The following is a 20,704-nucleotide window of genomic DNA, read 5'->3' as shown; positions in this document are numbered from 1 at the left end:
AACCGTGACGCGACTCCCCCTTCAGGCCGTCCTGTTCGACATGGACGGAACGCTCGTCGACACCGAGCGGCTGTGGTGGGAGGCGGTGGAAGAGGCGGCCGGCCGACCCCTGACCGAGGCGGACCGGCCGGACGTGCTCGGCCGTCCCGTCGAGCACACCGCGCACTGGCTGGCCGCCGCCACCGGCCGCCCCGCCCCGGAGCTCGCCGAGGCGCTCCACCGGGACTTCGCGGACCGTGTCCGCGCCGGGATAGTGCCGCGCCCCGGTGCACTCGCCCTGCTCGACGCCCTGGCCCGGGAGGGCGTGCCGACGGCGCTGGTGACCGCGTCGCCCCGGGCGGTCGCCGGCGTCGTGCTCGACGCGCTCGGCGCGAGCCGCTTCGCCGCCACCGTCACCGCCGACGACACCGAGCACACCAAGCCCGCCCCCGACCCCTACCTCGCCGCCTGCCGGGCCCTCGGCGTCGACCCGGCGGCCTGTGTGGCCGTCGAGGACACCGAGACCGGGGTGGCCTCCGCCGAGGCCGCCGGGTGCACGGTGCTCGCCGTGCCCTCGCTCGCGCCGATCGGGACGGCGCCCGGCCGGACCGTGGTGGCCGGCCTGGACGGCGTCACCCCGCAGTGGCTGCGCTCCCTGACGCCGCACCGGCTCCGCGTCATGAGCTGGAACCTCTGGCACGGCGGCACGAAGGTCCACGACCACCGGGCCAAACAGCTCAAGATCCTCACCGAGACCGACGTGGACGTCGTCGGCCTCCAGGAGACGTACGGCGCCGCGGCCGAGGAGCTCGCCGATGCCCTCGGCTGGCACCACCACCGGGCCGGGGACAACCTCGGGATCATCAGCCGGCACCCGATCACGGCCGCCCTCGGCGACCCCGGCGTGGGCTTCTACGGCGCGGCGGGCGTCCGGATCGAGGCGGACGGACACGAGGTAGACGTGTGGACGGCCCACCTGGACTACGCGCCGTACGGGCCCTACGAGGCCGCCTTCGACGGGCTCGGCGCGGACGCACTGATCGCCCACGAGGGGGTGCGGCTCGCCCGGCTGCGGGACGCCCTGCGCCGGATCGGAGCCGCGCCGGGCGTGCCGGTCGTCCTCGTCGGCGACTTCAACAGCCCCTCCCACCTGGACCGGCCGGACGTGGCGTGGCCGGTGACGCGGGCCGCCGAGGAGGCGGGCTTCGCCGACTCCTACCGCGAGGCGCACCCCGATCCCGTCCGCGAGCCCGGGCACACCTGGTCGCCGGTCCACACCGAGCACGAGGACGGCAGCGGCCGCCCCGAACCGCAGGACCGGATCGACTTCGTGCTCCACCGTGGCCTCAGGGTGCTCGACTCCCGCACCCATGTCACCGGCCGCCCCCGGCCCTGGCCGGACGTCGAGGACAACGACTGGCCCTCCGACCACGCGGCGGTGATCACCACGTTCGCGCTCGCCGGGAAACCGGTGGGCGGCGGGGCCTGAACTGGCTACCATCGGTGGCATGACCTGGCGACATTGATCCACGACCGGCTCCGGCGTCCGTCGACTGACCGCCACGCTCCACGCGTACGCGTTCCTCGACGAGTTCGTGCTGCTGTACCCGGTGTACGTGCTGCTGTTCGCGGACAGCGGGCTGTCCGTCGGGCGGATCTCCTCCCTCTTCGTCCTGTGGTCGCTGACCGGCGTCCTGCTGGAGGTTCCTTCCGGGGCCTGGGCCGACGCCGTGTCCCGACGGACGCTCCTGTGGCTGGGCCCGCTGCTGGGCGCGGCCGGCTTCGCGCTGTGGGTGCTCGTCCCGTCGTACTGGGCCTTCGCGGCCGGCTTCGTCCTGTGGGGAGCGCGCGGCGCACTGGGTTCCGGCGCGCTGGAGGCGCTGGTCTACGAGGAGCTGGAACGGGCCGGCGCGGCGGACCGGTACGCCCGGGTGATGGGCCGCGCCCATGCGCTGGGCCAGGTGGCCGTGATGGCGGCGACGGCACTGGCCGGGCCGGTGCTCTCGGCCGGCGGCTACCGGGCCGTCGGCGCGGCCAGCGTGCTGGCGAGCCTGCTCTGCGCCGCGGTCGCCACCCGCTTCCCCGAGCACCGCGCCCCGGCCGCCCCGTCCGAGGACGGCTGGGCCGCCACTCTGCGCGCGGGGTTCGCCGACGTCCGCCGGGACCGTTCGGTCCTCGGCGCCCTGCTGCTCGTGCCGGCCGTCACGGCGGTGTGGGGGGCGCTCGACGAGTACACCCCGCTGCTGGTCGAGGAGACCGGCGTCCCGGACACCGACGTCCCCCGCCTCCTCGTGCTGGTCTGGGCCGGCGTCACGGCCGGCAGCCTGCTGTCCGGCCCGGCGGAACGCCTGGGCCGCGCCGGGCTCGCCGCGCTCCTCGCGGGCGCGGCGCTCGCCCTGGCGGCCGGCGCCCTCACCGGGAAGCCCGCGGGCATCGCCCTCGTCGCCCTCGCCTTCGGCGGCTTCCAGCTCGCGACGGTCCTGGCGGACGTCCGGCTCCAGCGCCGCATCGAGGGCGCCGGCCGGGCCACCCTGACCTCGGTCGCGGGCCTGGGCACCGAGCTGGTGACCGTCGCGGTGTACGGCGCGTACGGGTTCCTCGGGTCCGCCTTCGGGCACGGCGCCGCGTTCGCCCTGTGCGCGGTGCCGTACCTGACGACGGCCCTGGCCGTGGCCCTGGCGGCGGCCCGGGGGAGGAAGCGGTGAGCGCGCGCAACGAATCGCCGCCGGGGCCCCCGCGCACGCAACGTTCCGCTCACCGGTGCGCAACGGCTCCTCCTTGTCCGGCCCGCGCGGCCGACCGTACCGTCTATCTGGCCCCCGCGACCGCCTCCACAGAGGCCCCCGCAGCGGCCCCCACGCCCCCCTCGTACCCGGTGAGGATCACGCATGCGCACCGCCCTGCTCCAGAGCTCCGGCCGTCCCGGATCCGTCGTCGAGAACCTCAAGGCGCTCGACGAGGCCGCGGAGCGGGCCGCAGCCGCGGGCGCCGCGCTCCTGGTCACGCCGGAGCTGTTCCTCACGGGGTACGCGATCGGCGACGACGTCGCCCGCCTCGCCGAGCCCGCCGACGGCGACTCCGCGGACGCGATCGCCGGGCTCGCCACACGGCACGGGCTCGCCATCGCGTACGGCTACCCCGAGCGGGACGGCGAGACGGTCCTCAACTCCGCTCAGCTGATCTCCGCCGAGGGCGTCCGGCTCGCGAACTACCGCAAGACCCACCTCTTCGGCTGCTTCGAGCGCGACCACTTCCGCGAGGGCGGGCAGCCGGTGGTCCAGGCCGAGCTGAACGGCCTCACCGTGGGCCTGATGATCTGCTACGACGTCGAGTTCCCGGAGAACGTCCGCGCCCACGCCCTGGCCGGCACCGACCTGCTCGTCGTGCCGACCGCGCAGATGCACCCCTTCCAGTTCGTCGCCGAGTCGATGGTCCCGGTGCGCGCCTTCGAGAACCAGATGTACGTCGCCTACGTCAACCGGGCCGGACGGGAAGGCGAGTACGAGTTCGTCGGGCTGTCCGCGCTGGCCGGGCCCGACGGAGTCGTCCGGGCCCGCGCCGGACGCGACGAGGAACTGGTGTTCGCCGACGTCGACCCCGTCGCGCTCGCGGCGTCGCGAGCGGCCAACCCGTATCTGCACGACCGTCGCCCCGGCCTCTACGGGTCCCTGGTCTGAAGCCCCGTCGTCCTTCGAGTCCGTTCGTCTTCGCCGCAAGGAGTCCGCACCCCATGACGTCCACCGTGCCCAACGCCGTCGAGCACGCAGACGAGCAGCAGCCGCCGATCACCATGTTCGGCCCGGACTTCCCGTACGCGTACGACGACTTCCTCGCCCATCCGGCGGGGCTCGGCCAGATCCCCGCGACCGAGCACGGGGCCGAGGTGGCCGTCATCGGCGGCGGGCTGTCGGGCATCGTGGCCGCCTACGAGCTGATGAAGATGGGCCTCAAGCCGGTCGTCTACGAGGCCGACAAGATCGGCGGGCGGCTGCGCACCGTCGGCTTCGACGGCTGCGACCCCTCCCTCATCGCCGAGATGGGCGCGATGCGCTTCCCGCCGTCCTCCACGGCGCTGCAGCACTACATCGACCTGGTGGGTCTGCGGACCGAGCCGTTCCCCAACCCCCTTGCCGAGGCGACTCCTTCGACGGTCGTCGACCTCAAGGGCGAGTCCCACTACGCCGAGACGATCGACGACCTTCCGCAGGTCTACCGTGACGTCGCCGCGGCCTGGAACAAGTGCCTGGAAGAGGGCGCGGACTTCTCCGACATGAATCAGGCCATGCGCGAGCGCGACGTGCCGCGCATCCGCGAGATCTGGGCGAAGCTCGTCGAGAAGCTCGACAACCAGACCTTCTACGGCTTCCTCTGCGACTCCGAGGCGTTCCGGTCCTTCCGCCACCGCGAGATCTTCGGCCAGGTCGGCTTCGGCACGGGCGGCTGGGACACCGACTTCCCCAACTCCATCCTGGAGATCCTGCGGGTCGTCTACACCGAGGCCGACGACCATCACCGCGGGATCGTCGGCGGCAGCCAGCAGCTTCCGCTGCGGCTCTGGGAGCGCGAGCCGGCGAAGATCGTCCACTGGGCCCACGGCACCTCGCTGGCGAGCCTGCACGAGGGCCGCGAGCCCCGCCCGGCCGTGACCCGGCTGCACCGCACCGCCGGCAACCGGATCACCGTGACGGACGCGGCCGGCGACATCCGCACCTACCGGGCGGCGATCTTCACGGCCCAGTCCTGGATGCTCCTGTCGAAGATCGCCTGCGACGACTCGCTCTTCCCGATCGACCACTGGACCGCCATCGAGCGCACCCACTACATGGAGTCCTCGAAGCTGTTCGTGCCGGTCGACCGGCCCTTCTGGCTGGACAAGGCCGTCGACGACAGGGGAAACCCGACCGGCCGGGACGTCATGTCGATGACGCTCACCGACCGCATGACGCGCGGCACGTACCTGCTCGACGACGGCCCCGACAAGCCCGCGGTCATCTGCCTGTCCTACACCTGGTGCGACGACAGCCTGAAGTGGCTGCCGCTGTCGGCGAACGAACGGATGGAGGTCATGCTGAAGTCGCTCGGCGAGATCTATCCGAACGTCGACATCCGGAAGCACGTCATCGGCAACCCGGTGACGGTCTCCTGGGAGAACGAGCCCTACTTCATGGGCGCGTTCAAGGCCAACCTGCCCGGCCACTACCGCTACCAGCGCCGCCTGTTCACGCACTTCATGCAGGACCGTCTGCCCGAGGACAAGCGGGGCATCTTCCTGGCCGGCGACGACATCTCCTGGACGGCGGGCTGGGCCGAGGGCGCGGTCCAGACCGCGCTGAACGCGGTCTGGGGCGTGATGCACCACTTCGGCGGGACGACGGACGCGACCAACCCCGGTCCCGGCGACGTCTACGACGAGATCGCGCCGGTGGAGCTGCCGGAGGACTGAGGTCCGCCCTGCGGGGGCCTCACAGCGGGGTGAGCATCATCCGCCCCGCGAAGCCGACGGCCGTGTCGAGCCGCTCGGTGAACTCCTGGGCCACGCCCGGGAGCCGGCGCAGCGCCCACAGGGCCCGGGCCGCCGTCCAGGTGGCGTCCCGGGCGCGCTCCAGGCTCCAGGCGCCGAGCAGGTGGGTGAGGGGATCGGCGATCTGCAACAGGTCGGGGCCCGGCATCAGGTCCTCGCGGACGCGCTCCTCCAGCGAGACGAGGAGATCGCCCACGCGGTCGAACTCGTCCTCCAGCTCGGCCGGTTCGCAGCCGAGGCTGTGACAGGCGTCCACGACGGCGAGCGCGAGGTCGTGTCCGATGTGCGCGTTGACGCCCGCGAGCGCGAACTGCAGCGGCCTTACGCCGGGATGGCGGCGGAACTGCAGCAGCGGACGCCAGCAGGCGGGCGCGCGCCGGTCCGACGGCACCGGGTCGACGGCGTCCAGATAGCGCTGCGCGAACCGCACGTCCAGCGTGGTCGCGGCCCGCGGATCCGGGAACCGGCCCCGGTCGATGCGCCGGTCCACCTCCCGGGTCACCGCCAGGTAGACGCGGTTGAAGACCGCGACCCCGTCCTGGGCGGGCAGGGTCGCGTCGAGGGCGCGCATCCGGGCGAGCACGTCGTCGACGCTCGCGCCCAGCGGGCCGGCCGTGTCGGCGCCCGGCTCGACGGGCGGCGTGAACTGTTCCCATTGCGGCATGGGGGCAGGGTCGCAGTCCTGGGAGGTCCCGCGGGTCGGCGAGCCCGACGCTTCCCCGGAACGGGGGAACGAGCCCGCCGCCCCGGCCGGTTCGGCCCGTCGCGCGCCTACGAACCGGCGTCGTCGTAGCTGCTGGTGCCTTCGTCCAGCAGCGGTCGCTGCGTCGTGAGATGGGCGGGCGCGAACGCGTGCAGTGCGTGGTAGCCGGTGATGACGACGACGGTGCCGAGCGCGATGCCGCTCAGCGAGAACGTGTCGGTGAACGTCATCGTGACGTTGCCGACGCCGATGATGATGCCCGCCGCGGCCGGCACCAGGTTCAGCGGGTTGCGCAGGTCGACGCCGGCGTTGATCCAGATCTGCGCGCCGAGCAGGCCGATCATGCCGTACAGGATGGCGGTGATCCCGCCGAGGACGCCGCCGGGGACCGCGGCGACGATCGCGCCGAACTTCGGGCACAGACCGAACAGGAGGGCGAACCCGGCGGCGGCCCAGTAGGCGGCCGTCGAGTAGACGCGGGTCGCGGCCATCACGCCGATGTTCTCGGAGTAGGTGGTGTTGGGCGGCCCGCCCAGGGCGGTGGACAGCATCGAGCCGACGCCGTCGGCGGAGATCGCCGTGCCGAGCCGGTCGTCCAGGTCGTCGCCGGTCATCTCGCCGACCGCCTTGACGTGCCCGGCGTTCTCCGCGACCAGCGCGATGACGACGGGCAGGGCCACCAGGGCAGCCGACCAGTCGAAGGACGGGCCGTGGAAGGGCGGCAGGCCGATCCAGTCGGCGTGACCGACGCCGGACAGGTCGAGCCGCCAGTGGTCGGTGACCTTGCCGCTCGCGTCGGCGGAGTGGATCCGGCCGAAGATCCGGTCGAACGCCCAGGAGACGGCGTATCCGAGGACGAGCCCGAGGAAGATGGCGATGCGGGACCAGAACCCGCGCAGACACACCACGGCCGCGGCGGTGAACGCCATCACCAGCAGCGCGGTCCACTGGTCCTGCGGCCAGTAGGTCGAGGCGGTGACCGGCGCGAGGTTGAAGCCGATCAGCATCACCACGGCGCCCGTCACGATCGGCGGCATCGCGGCGTGGATGATCCGCGCCCCGAAGCGCTGCACGGCCAGGCCGACGGCGAACAGCGCGACCCCGACGACGAACACCGCTCCGGTGACCGTGGCGCTCGTCCCGCCCTGCGCCCGGATGACCGCCGCCACGCCCACGAAGGACAGGGAGCACCCGAGATAACTGGGCACCCGGCCGCGGGTCGCGAGCAGGAAGACGACGGTGGCGACGCCGGACATCATGATGGCGAGGTTGGGGTCCAGGCCCATGAGGACCGGCGCCACGAAACTCGCGCCGAACATGGCCACCACGTGCTGGGCGCCGAGGCCGGCCGTGCGCGGCCAGGACAGCCGTTCGTCGGGGCGGACCACCGCGCCGGGCGCAGGGGTGCGTCCGTCGCCGTGCAGTTTCCAGCGGACGCCGAGATCCATGGTTGCGGGTTCGCCTTCGTGAGGGAGCGGCTCTCCCGGTCATTCTCACGTGCGAGAGGGCGGTGAGCGACCGCTTAGGGGCGGCTTAGGATGGTGGTCGTTTCCTCATACACGCCCAGGAGTGCTCGCCGTGACCGCCGAAGCCCCGCCCGCCCCCGCTGTGACATACGGCCGGCTCGTCCCCGTCACCGTCCACTTCGACGACCTGGACGCGCTCGGACTGCTGCACAACGCCCGCTATCCGCTGATGGTCGAACGCGCCTGGACCGAGCTGTGGCAGGAGTACGGCGTCCGCTTCGAGGGCGACTGGGCCACGGCCGGCGACGCCTGCAACGCCGTCAAGGAGCTGCGCGTCAGCTACGAGGCCCCGGTCACCAAGCCGGGCGCCTACGCCGTGCACCTGTGGCTGGAGCGGCTCGGCAACACCGGGCTGACGTACGGCTTCCGGTTCTGCTCGACGGACGGGACGCTGACCTACGCGCGCGGCGAACGGGTCCTCGTCCGGCTGGACGCGGCGACCATGCGCCCCGCGCCGTGGAGCGAGACCCTCAGGAGCGGGGGCCGGGCACTGCTTCGGCCCGCGGACTGACCTTCGCGCCCGTGCGCTCGCCGCCGCGCAGCACGCCGGCGAAGGCCACCAGCCCGCACGTGAGCACCGTCACGACGACGAACGACACCGTCAGGCTGGTCGCCTGCGCCACCCCGCCGATCAGGCTGGGCGCGACCAGTCCGGAGGTGTACGTGATGGTCGCGACGCCCGCGATGGCCTGGCTGGGGTTGGGCCCGCTGTGGCCGGCCGCGGCGAAGCACAGCGGTACGACGACGGCGATGCCGAGCCCCATCAGCCCGAACCCGCCGATCGCCACCGCCGGATGCCCCGCGGCGACGATCAGCAGACCGCCCAGCGCGGCCAGGACGCCCCCGGCGCGCACGGTGCGCACCGCTCCGAACCGGTTCACCACCACGTCCCCCGCGATCCGGGCCACCGCCATGGTGAGCATGAAGCCGGTCGTGCAGGCGGCCGCGACCCCGGCCGAGGAGGCGAGCCGGTCGCGCAGATACACCGCCGACCAGTCCAGGCTGGCGCCCTCCGCGAACACCGCGCAGAACCCGACGGCTCCGATCAGCAGGGCCGAGCGGGGCGGCAGCGCGAAGCGCGGGGGCGGCTCCTCGTCCTCGGTGGGCCTGATGTCCAGCACCCATCGGCAGGCCACGAGTCCGAGCGCGGTGAGGACGGCCGCCGCCAGCGTGTGGTGCAGCCGTGCGTCCGAGCCGAGGTGCGCGGCGAGCGTCCCGCCGGCCGAGCCGACCAGGGCGCCCGCGCTCCACATGCCGTGCAGGCCCGACATGATGGACCGGTCGAGCCGCCGTTCCACCTCGACGCCGAGGGCGTTCATCGCGACGTCCGCCATGCCCGCCGCGGCCCCGTACGTGAACATCGCCAGGCACAGCAGCGGCAGGTTCGGCGCGAGGGCGGGCAGGGTCAGCGACAGCGTCCACAGCGCCAGCAGCACGCGCAGGGCGGCCCGGCTGCCGAAGCGATGGGTGATCGAACCGGCCAGCGGCATCGCGCAGGCCGCGCCGAACGCGGTGAAGGCCAGGGCGAACCCGAGCTGCCCGGTGGAGACGTCGGCGTGGTCCTGGATCCACGGCACCCGGGTGGCGAACGAACCGGTGACCGCGCCGTGCACGGTGAACACGGCCGCCACGGCGTAGCGGGCCCGTCGTACCTCCGTGGGGGTGTGGACCACCTCGCCCGCTCCGCTCATTCCTCGCCCTTTCCGGATCCGCGCGGCCTTGTCGCGACGTCGACGTAAACTATCAGGAACCCTGCCTGATAAATAGAGGGCCTGGTCGCGACGCGTCGGCCGAGCCCCCCGGCCGTGGGAGGATTCCCGCCATGCCCGCATCCCCGAGCACCGCCCGGGTCATCAACGACCGGCTCGCCCTGCGGCTGCTGCAACGCGAAGGCCCGTTGACGGCAGGGCAGTTGAAACAGCTCACCGGTCTGTCCCGGCCCACGGTCGCCGACCTCGTCGAACGCCTCACCGCCTCCGGGCTGATCGAGGTCGCGGGGGAGACGGGCGAGCAGCGCCGCGGGCCGAACGCGAAGCTCTACGGCATCGTCGCGGGGCGCGCCCATCTGGCCGCCCTGGACGTGCGCACCGAGGGGGTCGCGGTGCTCGTCTCCGACCTCGTCGGCAGGGTGCTGGCCGAGGCGTCCGTGCCGATCGGCGGCGACACCGGCACCGGGACGGCCGTCGAGCGGGCGGTCACCCTGGTCGAGCGGGCGGCGAAGGAGGCCGGGGCCGACCCGCTGCACACCCTGGGCATCGGCGCGCCCGGTCTGATCGACCCGGTGAGCGGCGAACTGCGCGACTCCAGCGGGCTGCCCGAATGGCACCGCCGGCTGGTGGCCGCTCTGCAGGAACGGTTCCCGGACGCCCGCGCACACGTCGAGAACGAGACCAACCTCGCAGCCCTCGCGGAGCAGCGCGAGGGCTGCGCCCGGGACCGCGACACCTTCGTCCTGCTGTGGCTCGGTCACGGCATCGGCGCGGCCGTCGTGCTGGACGGCGGCCTGCGCCGGGGAGCCTCCGGCGGCACCGGCGAGATCGGCTTCCTGCCGGTGCCCGGCACCGACGGCCTGCCCTCGGCCACGGGGTGCGAGGGCGGGTTCCACTCCCTGGCCGGCTCGGCGGCGATCACCGCCCTGGCGGCGGAGCACGGCCTGACGGCACGGGCGCGCGCCGACGAGCCGGTGGCGGCGGAGCTGGTGCGCCGGGCGGTGGACACGGTCCGCACCACCCCGGCCCCCCGGCTTCCGCCCGCCCCCGCCGACCGGTCTCCGCACGCTGCCCCCGCCGACCGGTCTCCGCACGCTGCCCCCGCCGACCGGTCTCCGGAGGACGGGGCCGACCCGCTCCGGGACGCCACGGACGTCCCGGATCCCGGGGCCGACCCCGCCGACCCGGTAGCTGTCGGCCCCGTCGCTGCCGACCGGCGCCCGGACGCGCGCGCCGACCGGTTCCTCGACGCCCTCGCCGACCGTCTGACCCTCGGCGTCGCCTCCGTCGTCGCGGTCCTCGACCCCGGCTGTGTGGTCCTCGGCGGGGAGGTCGGCCAGGCCGGCGGCGAAGAGCTGGCGCTCCGGGTGGCGCGTCGGCTGCGCCTGATGGCTCCCCTGCCCACGGAAGTGCGCCCCAGCGCCCTCGGCGGCGGAGCGGTCCTGCGCGGGGCGCTGCTCACGGCCCGCGAGTCCGCGCAGGACGAACTGTTCGGCAGCGGTGCGCGGGAAGCCCCCGGCCTGCCGGAGGCGGCTCAGCGACGGATGCGCGTCGCCAGGTAGTCCTCGAACGTGCCCTTGCCGACGGCCCGCTCCGGGGCGAGATGACCGCCCGAGCAAAAGCCCCGGTAGGCAGCGCCGAACAGGGGCACGTTCAGCACGGCGCACCGCCGGCCGCTCGCCTTCAGGAACGCGCGGGCCAGCGACTCCGCGGTGCGCACTTCGGGGCCGCCCATGTCCTCGGCCCGTCCGGCGGGCGCGCCGACCGCCAGTTCCGCGAGCCGGTCGGCGACCTCGGCCACCTCCACCGGCTGAGCGCTCACCCCGGCGGGCAGCAGCAGGACCGGCACCCTGGCCAGCGCCTGGAACGCCTGGACCAGCAGGTCGTGGAACTGGGTGGCGCGCAGCACCGTCCAGCCCAGCCCCGACTCCTCCACCAGCTTCTCCACGGCGAGCTTCGCCCGGTAGTAGCCGTACGGCACCCGGTCCACCCCGACGATCGAGATGTAGACCAGATGCCTCACCCCGGCCCGGCGCGCGGCGGCGATCAGATGCCCGGCCGCCCGCTCGTCACCGCCGCGCGGCGAACTCGCGCAGTGCACCACGGTGTCCACGCCCGCCACGGCCGAGTCCAGCAGCGCTCCGCCCTCGCGCAGGTCGACGGCGTAGGGCGGGGTGCGGCGGCTCAGTACCCGCACCTCGTGCCCGTCGGCCCGCAGCCGCTCGGTGACGAGCCGGCCGAGGGTGCCGGTGCCGCCGGTCACCAGGATCGTGGTCATCGTTCGGTCCCTTCGGTTGCCGGACGCTCCCGGTCGGAGCGCCCTTCGCAGCTGGGACCGAGCGGCGCCACGGAATGTGACAACCGCCGCTGCGCCCGGCCCGACTGGCGCTCCACGAAGCCCAGCTTGTCCGGATTCAGCACCGCGTGCACCCCCGCGATCTCCCCGTCGAGGATCTCGAAGCCGAGGGCCATCATGAGCTTGTCGCCGTCCCGGACGAGCACGCCGGGCGTGCCGTTGAGCTCGACCACGCCGTAGGCGATGCCGGCCGGAAGGCCCCGGGAGACGCCGGCCAGGAAGCGCAGCACCTTCTCGCGTCCGAGGATCGGCCGCAGGGCCGCCGTGACCCGGCCGCCGCCGTCGCTCCACCAGATCACGTCCTCGGCGAGCAGTCTCTCCAGCCGGTCCAGGTCCCCGTCCCGGGCGGCCGTGACGAACGAGGAGACCAGCTCCTCCCGGCGGGCGGGGGCAGCCTCGAAGCGCCGTTCCGCGGCCGCGAGCCGATGCTCGGCCCGCCGGTGCAGCTGGCGGCAGTTGACCTCGCTCAGACCGAGGACCTCGGCGATCTCGCGGTGCGGGTGCCCGAACGCCTCCCGCAGCACGTACACCGCCCGCTCCGTGGGCGTGAGCCGCTCCAGCAGCACCAGCATCGCCAGAGAGACCGCCTCGCGCTGCTCCGCCGACTCCAGGGGGCCGAGCGTGCCGTCGGAGGTGACCACCGGCTCGGGCAGCCAGGTGCCGACGTAGGTCTCGCGGCGCGCCCGCGCCGAGGTCAGCCGGTTCAGGCAGAGGTTGGCGACGGTCCTGGCCAGCCATGCCCCCGGGTGCGCGATCCCCGCGCGGTCGGCGCCGCTGAACCGCAGATAGGCGTCCTGGACCGCGTCCTCGGCCTCGTGGGCCGACCCGAGCATCCGATAGGCCAGCCCGAACAGGCGGGGACGGTGGCCCTCGAACTCGTCGGCGCTCGCGGTCGTCATGGGGTCACCCTGCCAGAGCCGCGCGAGCGGCCGGACGAGGGGACCCGGCGGCGGGCAAGGGCCGTCGTCACCGCCGCCGGGCCGCACGCCTCGACCCTAGAAAGGACTAGACCAAAGCGTCAATAGGTATGGACCAATTGCCGAGGGCTGAAACGCCGTGGTGACGGACGCGCGCTTCGTCGCGACGCTCTGTGAGCCACCCCACACAGTTCACCTGTATGGACCCCGATCGGGCGTGGCACACTGGCCCTGTACCTAAAGCAGCGCACTCCGGGGTCGGTGAAAGTCCGAACCGGCGGTTACAGTCCGCGACCCGGCCGCTTCCAGCGGCCGGTTGACCAGGTGAAATTCCTGGACCGACGGTTAAAGTCCGGATGGGAGGCAGTGCGCGGCGGGCGGGCATTCGTGCGCGCCGCCGTATACGTACTCGTCCGCGGACGAGTCTGTCCGGCGTCGCCCCCGGTGCTCTCGCCCGTACCTGCTGTCGTCATCGACAGGCCCCGGAGTCCGTGCCCGAAGAGGCAGGAGGACCCGGGAAGTGTTCACCGGAATCGTCGAAGAGCTGGGTGAGGTCACCGCCGTCGAGAATCTCGGCGACGCCTCTCGCTTCCGGCTCCGCGGCCCCGTCGTGACCGACGGCGCGAAGCACGGCGACTCCATCGCCGTGAACGGAGTCTGTCTCACCGTCGTCGAGAACGAGGGCGACGAGTTCACCGCCGACGTCATGGCGGAGACCCTGAACCGTTCCAGCCTCGGCGCGCTCGGCGTCGGCTCCCCGGTCAACCTCGAACGCCCCACCGCCGTCGGCGCCCGCCTCGGCGGGCACATCGTGCAGGGCCATGTCGACGGCACCGGCGAGGTGTTGGAGCGCAAGCCCTCCGAGAACTGGGAGATCATCAAGATCTCCCTGCCTGACGGCCTCGCCCGGTACGTCGTCGAGAAGGGCTCGATCACGGTCGACGGCATCAGCCTGACGGTCGTCGACGCCGGCCTCGACCACTTCACCGTCAGCCTCATCCCCACCACCCTCGCCCTGACCACGCTCGGTATCAAGCAGCCCGGCGACCCGGTCAACCTCGAGGTGGACATCGTCGCCAAGTACGTGGAGCGACTGCTCGCGAGCACGCAGGGCACGGCCGGCACGCGGGGAGCGGCGCTGTGAACTGGCTGAACTCCCAGGCCTTCGTCCTGTTCGACCAGCACATCATCTGGTCGGACATGATCGGGAACATCCTCGGCCTGATCACGCTCGCGCTCGGCTGGCGCCGCTCGCTGCTGACCTGGCCGGTGCAGTTCCTCTCCGGCCTCGTCCTGTTCGTCGCCTTCTACGGTCATCTGGCCGGCAGCGCCGGCAAGCAGGTCGTCGTGATGGTCGTCGCCCTGTACGGCTGGTGGCAGTGGAACCGCAGCAAGGGGCGGTCCGCGGACGGGCAGATCACCCCCCGCTTCGCCACCTGGACCGAGCGCGCTGCCATGGCCGGCGCCGCCGCCCTCGGCACCGTCGCCGTCGCCCTGCTCTTCAAGGCCTACCCGTCGCTGTCCTGGGACCCCTGGCCGGACGCCTACATCTTCGTCGGCACCGTCGTCGCCATGTACGCCCAGGCGCGCGGCATGGTCGAGTTCTGGATCGCCTGGCTCCTCGTGGACGTCGTCGGCGTCCCCCTCAACTTCGCCAACGGCTACGCCTTCTCCGGCTTCGTGTACGTCATCTACGGCGCGCTCGTCCTGTGGGGCATGCGCGACTGGTGGCTGCGCTCCCGCAAGGCCTCGCAACCCGCTCTGGAAGGAGCGCCGGCATGAGCACAGCACCGATCCTCTACAGCACCGAGGGCGTCGAGGACTTCTCCCTCGACCCGGTCGAGCAGGCCATCGCCGACATCGCGGCCGGCCGCCCCATCTTGGTCGTCGACGACGAGGACCGCGAGAACGAGGGCGATCTCGTCGTCGCCGCCGAGAAGGCCACCCCCGAGATCGTCGCCTTCATGATGAGCGAGTGCCGCGGCCTGATCTGCGCCCCCATGGAGGGCGACGAGCTGGAGCGGCTGGAGCTCCCGCAGATGGTCGAGGACAACACCGAGTCGATGAAGACCGCGTTCACGGTCTCCGTCGACGCCAGTGCCGCCCACGGCGTCACCACCGGCATCTCCGCCGCCGACCGCGCCACCACCCTCCGGCTGCTGGCGGGCGGCCAGGCGCAGGCGGGCGACTTCGTCCGGCCCGGACACGTCTTCCCGCTGCGGGCCAAGCCCGGCGGGGTGCTGACCCGCAACGGCCACACCGAGGCCGCCGTCGACCTCGCCCGCCTCGCGGGCCTGCGGCCGGCCGGCGCGATCGTCGAGATCGCCGGCGAGGACGGCCGGATGCTCCGGCTGCCGGAGCTGATCCCCTTCGCCCGCAAGCACGGCCTGACGATCATCTCCATCGAGGACCTGATCGCCTACCGCCGCGGCTCCGAGCCCACGGTGCGCCGCGAGGCCGAGACCCGGCTGCCCACCGTCCACGGCACCTTCACCGCGTACGGCTACCGCTCGGCCGTCGACGGCGTCGAGCACGTCGCCCTCGTCCACGGCGAGATCGGCGACGGCGAGGACGTCCTCGTGCGCCTCCACTCCGAGTGCCTCACCGGCGACATCTTCGCCTCGCAGCGCTGCGACTGCGGCCCCCAGCTCGACGCGTCCCTGGAGCGCATCCAGAGCGAGGGCCGGGGCGTGGTGGTCTATCTGCGCGGCCACGAGGGCCGGGGCATCGGCCTGCTGTCCAAGCTGCGCGCCTACGAGCTCCAGGAACAGGGCCACGACACCCTGGACGCCAACCTGGAACTGGGCCTGCCCGCCGACGCCCGCGACTACGCGGCCGGCGCGCAGATCCTCGACGACCTCGCGGTGCGCAGCGTCCGCCTGATGACCAACAACCCCGAGAAGACACAGGCGCTCGTCCGGCACGGCATCGAGGTCACCCGGCGCGAGCCCATGCCCGTCCAGGCGGGCGAGCACAACATCCGCTACCTGCGCACCAAGCGGGACCGGATGGGACACGACCTGCCCTGGCTGGACGCGGTCCCCGTGTCCCCCTGCGGCAACCAGTGACCGGCGGTCGGCGAGCACACCGACAGCACGACCAGTAGCACGACCCACTGCACGACCAGCGAGCACGGCACCAGAGGAGAGACGTGAGCGGCAAGGGCGCACCGGAACTGTCCGTACGCAATGTGGGTGACCTCCGGGTCGCCGTCATCGCGGCGCAGTGGCACGAGAAGGTGATGGACGGTCTGGTCGACGGCGCGCTGCGCGCCCTGCACGACCTCGGCATCGACGAGCCGACCCTGCTGCGGGTCCCCGGCAGCTGGGAGCTCCCGGTCGTCGCCAAGGCGCTCGCCGGCCGCGGGTACGACGCGATCGTCGCCCTCGGCGTCGTCATCCGGGGCGGAACGCCGCACTTCGAGTACGTGTGCCAGGGCGTCGTCCAGGGCCTCACCCAGGTCTCCGTGGAGACCGGCGTGCCCGTCGGCATGGGCGTGCTCACCTGCGACACCGAGGAGCAGGCCCTGGACCGGGCCGGCCTGGAGGGCTCCAACGAGGACAAGGGGCACGAGGCGGTGACGGCGGCGGTGGCGACCGCGGCCACCCTGCGCTCAGTATCCGAACCCTGGCACTGACCCACCCGGTCTTGGAGCTAGGCTGACCTCACCATGTCGAACAAGACTTTCGAGGAGCTCTTCACCGAGCTCCAGCAGAAGGCCGCCACTGGCGACCCCGCCACGTCCCGCACCGCCGAACTGGTCGGGAAGGGCGTCCATGCCATCGGGAAAAAGGTCGTCGAAGAGGCCGCCGAGGTCTGGATGGCGGCCGAGTACGAGGGCAAGGAAGCGGCCGCCGAGGAGATCTCGCAGCTGCTCTACCACGTTCAGGTGATGATGGTCGCCCGCGGAATCTCGCTGGACGACGTGTACGCCCACCTGTAGAAACGCTCTCCGGACCCCGCTCCGCACACCCGCCCCTGCTCCACGTACCACGCGAAGGAAGCCGACCTCATGCTGCGCATCGCCGTCCCCAACAAGGGTTCCCTGTCAGGCCCCGCGGGGGAGATGCTGCATGAGGCCGGCTACCGGCAGCGCCGCGAGTCCAAGGAACTGCGGATCGTCGACCCGGTCAACGACGTCGAGTTCTTCTACCTCCGTCCCCGCGACATCGCGATCTACGTCTCCTCCGGCCGCCTCGACATCGGCGTCACCGGTCGAGACCTGCTGGTCGACTCCGCCGCCGAAGCCGAGGAGATCCTCCCCCTCGGCTTCGCCCGCTCCACCTTCCGCTTCGCCGCGAAGCCGGGCACGGCGCACACCCTGGAAGACCTCAAGGGCCGGACGATCGCCACCTCCTACGAGGGGATCGTCGGCAAGCACCTGGCCGAACAGGGCATCGACGCCTCCGTCGTGCACCTCGACGGCGCGGTAGAGACGGCCATCGAACTGGGCGTCGCCGAGGTCATCGCCGACGTCGTGGAGACCGGCACCTCGCTGCGCAACGCCGGCCTGGAGGTGTTCGGCGACCCGATCATGCAGTCCGAGGCCGTCGTCATCCGCCGCACCGGCGCGGACGCCGAGGACGCCGCCGAGCCCAGGGTCCAGCAGTTCCTGCGCCGCCTGCAGGGCGTCCTGGTCGCGCGGACCTACGTGATGATGGACTACGACTGCCGCGTCGAGCAGTTGGAGAAGGCCGTCGCGCTGACCCCGGGCCTGGAGTCGCCGACCGTCTCCCCGCTGCACAACGAGGGCTGGGTCGCCGTCCGCGCCATGGTCCCCGCCAAGGAGGCCCAGCGGATCATGGACGATCTGTACGACATCGGCGCCCGCGCCATCCTGACCACGGCCATCCACGCCTGCCGACTCTGAAACTCACCCGGGAACATGTCCGATCTCACGGGTAGCGACCTGCCCACCCTCCCCGTCACCTTCCGGCCCGGCCGCACCCGCGCGGTGCTGCTCACCGCAGGAGTGGCGATCTTCGCCGTCATCTCCGCCGTGGCGATGCTGCTGGAGCAGCTCGGCCCGGGGGAGCGGCTCAGCTTCATCCTCACCGGCGCCCTGATCTTCTGGGTGCTGGCCCAGATCGCCCGGGTGCGGGTCGTCGCCGACGACGCCGGCGTCACCGTCGTGAACATCGCCGGCCGGCGGCGGCTGGCATGGGCGGAGATCCTCCGGGTGAACCTCCGTCCGGGCGATCCCTGGGTGTTCCTCGACCTCAGCGACGGCACCAGCCTGCCCGCCCTAGGCATCCAGCCCGGCATCGACAAGCGGCAGGCCATCGCCGACGCGCGCAGCCTGCGGGTGCTCGCGGAAGCCCGGTCGGTCCGGGACCCCGAGACGCCCCCGGAACAAGATCAGGGCTGACTCGGGGCCGTCCACCCTGCCGTTCGAGGCCCTGTCTTGATTAATCTGGTGACGGACGCGCTGCCCCTGCGCCTCCGCCCCCGTCGTGCCCTGCCGGGCTCACGGGGGGTTCCTGCTACCCGAGGAGTGACTCCCTCCGGCGATGGACGGTTCGTCCTGTAGTACCTGCGCCGCCCCTGTCCGACCTGGTTCGGAGGCGGCGGCATCATGACCCATCCCTTGCTGCTCCTGGCAGCCGCGTTCCTGCTCATCCTCGCCAACGGCTTCTTCGTCGCCGCCGAGTTCGGCCTCGTCACGGTCGAGCGCCCGGACGCCGAGAAGGCCGCGGCCGAGGGCGACCGACGGGCCCGTACGGTCGTCGACTCGCTGAAGGAGCTGTCCTTCCAGCTCTCCGGCACCCAGCTGGGCATCACCATCACCTCCCTCGTCGTCGGCATGCTCGCCGAACCGGCGCTCGCGGAGCTGCTGCACGGCCCGTTCACCGCGGTCGGCATCCCCGGCGGCGCCGTCTCCGGTGTCGCCGTGGTCGTCGGCATGCTGCTGGCCTCCGCCGTGCAGATGGTGATCGGCGAGCTGGTGCCCAAGAACTGGGCGGTGTCCAAGCCCCTGCAGGTCGCGCGGTTCGTCGCGGGCCCGCAGGCCGGCTTCTCCCGCCTGTTCCGGCCGGTGATCGCGGCGCTCAACACCGTCGCCAACCGGCTGGTGCGCTCCCTGGGCGTCGAGCCCACCGCGGAGCTGGCCTCCGCGCGCACCCCCGGCGAGCTCGTGTCCCTGGCCCGCCACTCGGCCCAGGCCGGCGCGCTCGAACAGGACACGGCCGACCTCTTCGTGCGGACCCTGTCGCTGGCCGAGCTGACCGCACAGCACGTCATGACCCCGCGCGTGAAGGTCAGCGCCCTGCAGGCGTCGGCCACCGCCGAGGACGTGGTCAACCTGACCCGAGCCACCGGCCTGTCCCGGTTCCCGGTCTACCGCGAGAAGATCGACGAAGTCGTCGGCATGGTCCACCTCAAGGACGCCCTGGCGGTGCCGGTCCACGACCGGCTGCGCACCCCGGTCGTCCGGATCGCCCGTCCGGCGCTGCAGGTCCCCGAGACCCTGCCCGTGCAGCCTTTGCTGGCCCGGCTGCGCAGCGAGCAGCCCATCGCCGTCGTCGTCGACGAGTACGGCGGCACGGCCGGAGTGGTCACCCTGGAGGACATCGTCGAGGAGATCGTCGGCGAGGTCCGCGACGAGCACGACGGCCAGGACGCCCCGGAGCTGGCCGCGGCCCCGCCCGAGGAGGGCAGACCCGCCTGGGACGTGGACGGCAGCTGTCGCGTCGACACGCTGCAGCGCATAGGGCTGGAGGTCCCCGAGGGACCGTACGAGACGGTCGCCGGCCTCGTCGCCGACCTGCTCGGCCGCATCCCGGCCGTCGGCGACCGGGCCGAACTGCCCGGCTGGCGGCTCTCGGTGCGCCGGATCGGCCACTACCGGGCCGAACGGGTCCGGCTGGTGCGCACCGGCCAGGTCGTGGAGGTCGCCCGATGAGCGCCCTGCAACTCCTCTTCGCCGCGCTCCTCGTGCTCGCCAACGGGTTCTTCGTCGGCGCCGAGTTCGCCCTCGTCTCGGTCCGCCGTAGCCAGATCGAGCCCCTGGGCACCACGCGGGCCCGCCAGGTCCTCTACGGCCTGGAGCGCCTGCCGCAGATGATGGCGGCGGCCCAGTTCGGCATCACCGTCTGCTCCCTCACCCTGGGCGCGGTCGCCGAGCCGACGGTCGCCGAGCTGCTGGAACCGCTGTTCCGGTGGATCCGGCTCCCGGACGGGATGATCCACCCGCTGGGCTACGTCCTGGCCCTGGCGGCCGTGGTCTTCTTCCACCTCGTCATCGGCGAGATGGTGCCGAAGAACCTCGCCATGGCGGCCCCCGAGAAGGCCGCCCTCTGGCTCAGCCCCGGGCTGGTCGCCTTCGCCCGGGTCTGCCGGCCGATCACCGTGGCCCTCGGCGCCTGCGCCCAGGGCATCCTGCGGCTCTTCCACGTGGAGCCCAAGGACGAGGTCGAGGCCGTCGTCACCAGCGAGCAGCTGAACCGGCTGCTGGAGGACTCCGGTCAGGCCGGCCTGCTCGACCCCGAGGAGCGGGAGCGGCTGGAGGACGCGCTGGAGCTGGGCTCCCGCCCGGTGACCGACGTGCTGCTGAAGCGCGAGTCGCTGGTCACGGTCAGCCCGTCGGTCACCCCCGGCGAGATCGTGGAGCTGACCGCCCGCACCGGCTACTCCCGTTTCCCCGTGGCCGCCGAGAACGGCGCCTACATGGGATACCTGCACGTGAAGGACGTCCTGGATCTGGAGAACTCCGAGCGGGCCGTGCCGCAGCAGGTGTGGCGTCCGATGACGAAGCTCCGGTCCGAACTGCCGCTGGACGACGCGCTCACGGTGATGCGCCGGGCGGCGACCCATCTGGCGCAGGTCGCCGACGCCTCCGGCAGGGTCCTCGGCCTGGTCGCCCTGGAGGACGTGCTGGAGCTCCTGGTAGGCGAGGTCACCGACCCGGCGCACCGGGAGGTTCCCGAGGTACGGCTGACGGAGCCGACGCCGCGCGACGAACCGGAGCAGGTGCTGGCGAGCTGAGAGGGGCCGC

At 72.7% G+C, this 20,704-nt stretch carries 20 protein-coding genes and 1 riboswitch; of the genes, 15 read left to right on the top strand and 5 right to left on the bottom strand.

The window, feature by feature from the left end; genetic code table 11:
* The first annotated feature begins 4 nt into the window (after positions 1–4).
* The 4 genes from Sri02f_RS14600 (at position 5) to Sri02f_RS14585 (ending at position 5,422) form a co-directional block, all read left to right on the top strand.
* The gene (locus tag Sri02f_RS14600; protein WP_109001604.1) at positions 5–1,468 is read left to right on the top strand and encodes an HAD-IA family hydrolase; all 1,464 of its coding nucleotides are present in this window, start codon (positions 5–7) and stop codon (positions 1,466–1,468) included.
* A gap of 64 nt (positions 1,469–1,532) precedes the next feature.
* Positions 1,533–2,684, top strand: coding sequence for an MFS transporter (locus Sri02f_RS14595; protein ID WP_109001603.1), 1,152 nt, complete (start codon positions 1,533–1,535; stop codon positions 2,682–2,684).
* A 183-nt stretch (positions 2,685–2,867) separates the two neighbouring features.
* Positions 2,868–3,656, top strand: a complete 789-nt coding sequence (locus tag Sri02f_RS14590; protein ID WP_109001602.1) for a carbon-nitrogen hydrolase family protein — start codon at positions 2,868–2,870, stop codon at positions 3,654–3,656.
* 53 nt (positions 3,657–3,709) lie between these two features.
* Positions 3,710–5,422, top strand: a complete 1,713-nt coding sequence (locus Sri02f_RS14585) for a flavin monoamine oxidase family protein (RefSeq protein ID WP_109001601.1) — start codon at positions 3,710–3,712, stop codon at positions 5,420–5,422.
* Between the two features lie 19 nt (positions 5,423–5,441).
* Here Sri02f_RS14585 and Sri02f_RS14580 read toward each other — a convergent pair whose 3' ends face one another.
* Both Sri02f_RS14580 and Sri02f_RS14575 read right to left on the bottom strand, forming a co-directional pair.
* Positions 5,442–6,164, bottom strand: a complete 723-nt coding sequence (locus Sri02f_RS14580; protein WP_281261892.1) for a DUF5995 family protein — start codon at positions 6,162–6,164, stop codon at positions 5,442–5,444.
* 107 nt (positions 6,165–6,271) lie between these two features.
* Positions 6,272–7,651 (bottom strand): uracil-xanthine permease family protein, encoded by a 1,380-nt coding sequence (locus tag Sri02f_RS14575; RefSeq protein ID WP_109001600.1) that lies wholly within the window; start codon positions 7,649–7,651, stop codon positions 6,272–6,274.
* A gap of 130 nt (positions 7,652–7,781) precedes the next feature.
* On the opposite strand from Sri02f_RS14575, the gene Sri02f_RS14570 reads away from it, so the two are divergent.
* Positions 7,782–8,240, top strand: a complete 459-nt coding sequence (locus Sri02f_RS14570) for an acyl-CoA thioesterase (RefSeq protein WP_109001599.1) — start codon at positions 7,782–7,784, stop codon at positions 8,238–8,240.
* Here Sri02f_RS14570 and Sri02f_RS14565 read toward each other — a convergent pair.
* The gene (locus Sri02f_RS14565; RefSeq protein ID WP_109001598.1) at positions 8,200–9,420 is read right to left on the bottom strand and encodes an MFS transporter; all 1,221 of its coding nucleotides are present in this window, start codon (positions 9,418–9,420) and stop codon (positions 8,200–8,202) included. The genes Sri02f_RS14570 and Sri02f_RS14565 overlap by 41 nt on opposite strands.
* 131 nt (positions 9,421–9,551) lie before the next feature.
* Between Sri02f_RS14565 and Sri02f_RS14560 the strand changes: the two genes are divergently transcribed.
* Positions 9,552–11,000 (top strand): ROK family transcriptional regulator, encoded by a 1,449-nt coding sequence (locus Sri02f_RS14560; protein ID WP_109001597.1) that lies wholly within the window; start codon positions 9,552–9,554, stop codon positions 10,998–11,000.
* Here Sri02f_RS14560 and Sri02f_RS14555 read toward each other — a convergent pair.
* Together Sri02f_RS14555 and Sri02f_RS14550 are read right to left on the bottom strand one after the other, a co-directional pair.
* Positions 10,973–11,716, bottom strand: a complete 744-nt coding sequence (locus Sri02f_RS14555; protein WP_109001596.1) for an SDR family oxidoreductase — start codon at positions 11,714–11,716, stop codon at positions 10,973–10,975. The genes Sri02f_RS14560 and Sri02f_RS14555 overlap by 28 nt on opposite strands.
* Positions 11,713–12,693, bottom strand: a complete 981-nt coding sequence (locus tag Sri02f_RS14550) for an RNA polymerase sigma-70 factor (RefSeq protein WP_109001595.1) — start codon at positions 12,691–12,693, stop codon at positions 11,713–11,715. The genes Sri02f_RS14555 and Sri02f_RS14550 overlap by 4 nt, the downstream gene beginning before the upstream one ends.
* A 261-nt stretch (positions 12,694–12,954) precedes the next feature.
* Positions 12,955–13,085: riboswitch (FMN riboswitch) on the top strand.
* A 146-nt stretch (positions 13,086–13,231) separates the two neighbouring features.
* Between Sri02f_RS14550 and Sri02f_RS14540 the strand changes: the two genes are divergently transcribed.
* The 9 genes from Sri02f_RS14540 to Sri02f_RS14500 all read left to right on the top strand — a co-directional run bounded on the left by Sri02f_RS14540 (position 13,232) and on the right by Sri02f_RS14500 (position 20,694).
* Positions 13,232–13,855, top strand: coding sequence for a riboflavin synthase (locus Sri02f_RS14540; RefSeq protein ID WP_109001594.1), 624 nt, complete (start codon positions 13,232–13,234; stop codon positions 13,853–13,855).
* Positions 13,852–14,493 (top strand): nicotinamide riboside transporter PnuC, encoded by a 642-nt coding sequence (gene pnuC, locus Sri02f_RS14535; protein ID WP_109001593.1) that lies wholly within the window; start codon positions 13,852–13,854, stop codon positions 14,491–14,493. Before Sri02f_RS14540 ends, pnuC begins: the two co-directional genes overlap by 4 nt.
* On the top strand, positions 14,490–15,779 hold the full coding sequence (locus Sri02f_RS14530; RefSeq protein WP_109001592.1) for a bifunctional 3,4-dihydroxy-2-butanone-4-phosphate synthase/GTP cyclohydrolase II: 1,290 nt from the start codon (positions 14,490–14,492) through the stop codon (positions 15,777–15,779). The genes pnuC and Sri02f_RS14530 overlap by 4 nt, the downstream gene beginning before the upstream one ends.
* Before the next feature lie 83 nt (positions 15,780–15,862).
* Positions 15,863–16,348 (top strand): 6,7-dimethyl-8-ribityllumazine synthase, encoded by a 486-nt coding sequence (gene ribH, locus Sri02f_RS14525; protein ID WP_109001591.1) that lies wholly within the window; start codon positions 15,863–15,865, stop codon positions 16,346–16,348.
* A gap of 33 nt (positions 16,349–16,381) precedes the next feature.
* Positions 16,382–16,654, top strand: coding sequence for a phosphoribosyl-ATP diphosphatase (locus tag Sri02f_RS14520; protein ID WP_018534786.1), 273 nt, complete (start codon positions 16,382–16,384; stop codon positions 16,652–16,654).
* Between the two features lie 69 nt (positions 16,655–16,723).
* Entirely contained in the window at positions 16,724–17,581 is an 858-nt protein-coding gene (gene hisG, locus Sri02f_RS14515; RefSeq protein WP_109001590.1) for an ATP phosphoribosyltransferase, read from the top strand.
* A 15-nt stretch (positions 17,582–17,596) separates the two neighbouring features.
* Entirely contained in the window at positions 17,597–18,079 is a 483-nt protein-coding gene (locus tag Sri02f_RS14510; RefSeq protein WP_109001589.1) for a PH domain-containing protein, read from the top strand.
* A 207-nt stretch (positions 18,080–18,286) separates the two neighbouring features.
* The gene (locus tag Sri02f_RS14505; RefSeq protein WP_109001588.1) at positions 18,287–19,612 is read left to right on the top strand and encodes a hemolysin family protein; all 1,326 of its coding nucleotides are present in this window, start codon (positions 18,287–18,289) and stop codon (positions 19,610–19,612) included.
* The gene (locus tag Sri02f_RS14500) at positions 19,609–20,694 is read left to right on the top strand and encodes a hemolysin family protein (RefSeq protein ID WP_109001587.1); all 1,086 of its coding nucleotides are present in this window, start codon (positions 19,609–19,611) and stop codon (positions 20,692–20,694) included. Before Sri02f_RS14505 ends, Sri02f_RS14500 begins: the two co-directional genes overlap by 4 nt.
* Positions 20,695–20,704: the final 10 nt, after the last annotated feature.

The organism is Streptomyces rishiriensis (assembly GCF_003112535.1).
In the GTDB taxonomy this organism is placed as follows: Bacteria; Actinomycetota; Actinomycetes; order Streptomycetales; family Streptomycetaceae; genus Streptomyces; species Streptomyces rishiriensis.
Note: the sequence above shows the minus strand (reverse complement) of the source record. Positions and strands in the feature narration are given on the sequence as shown.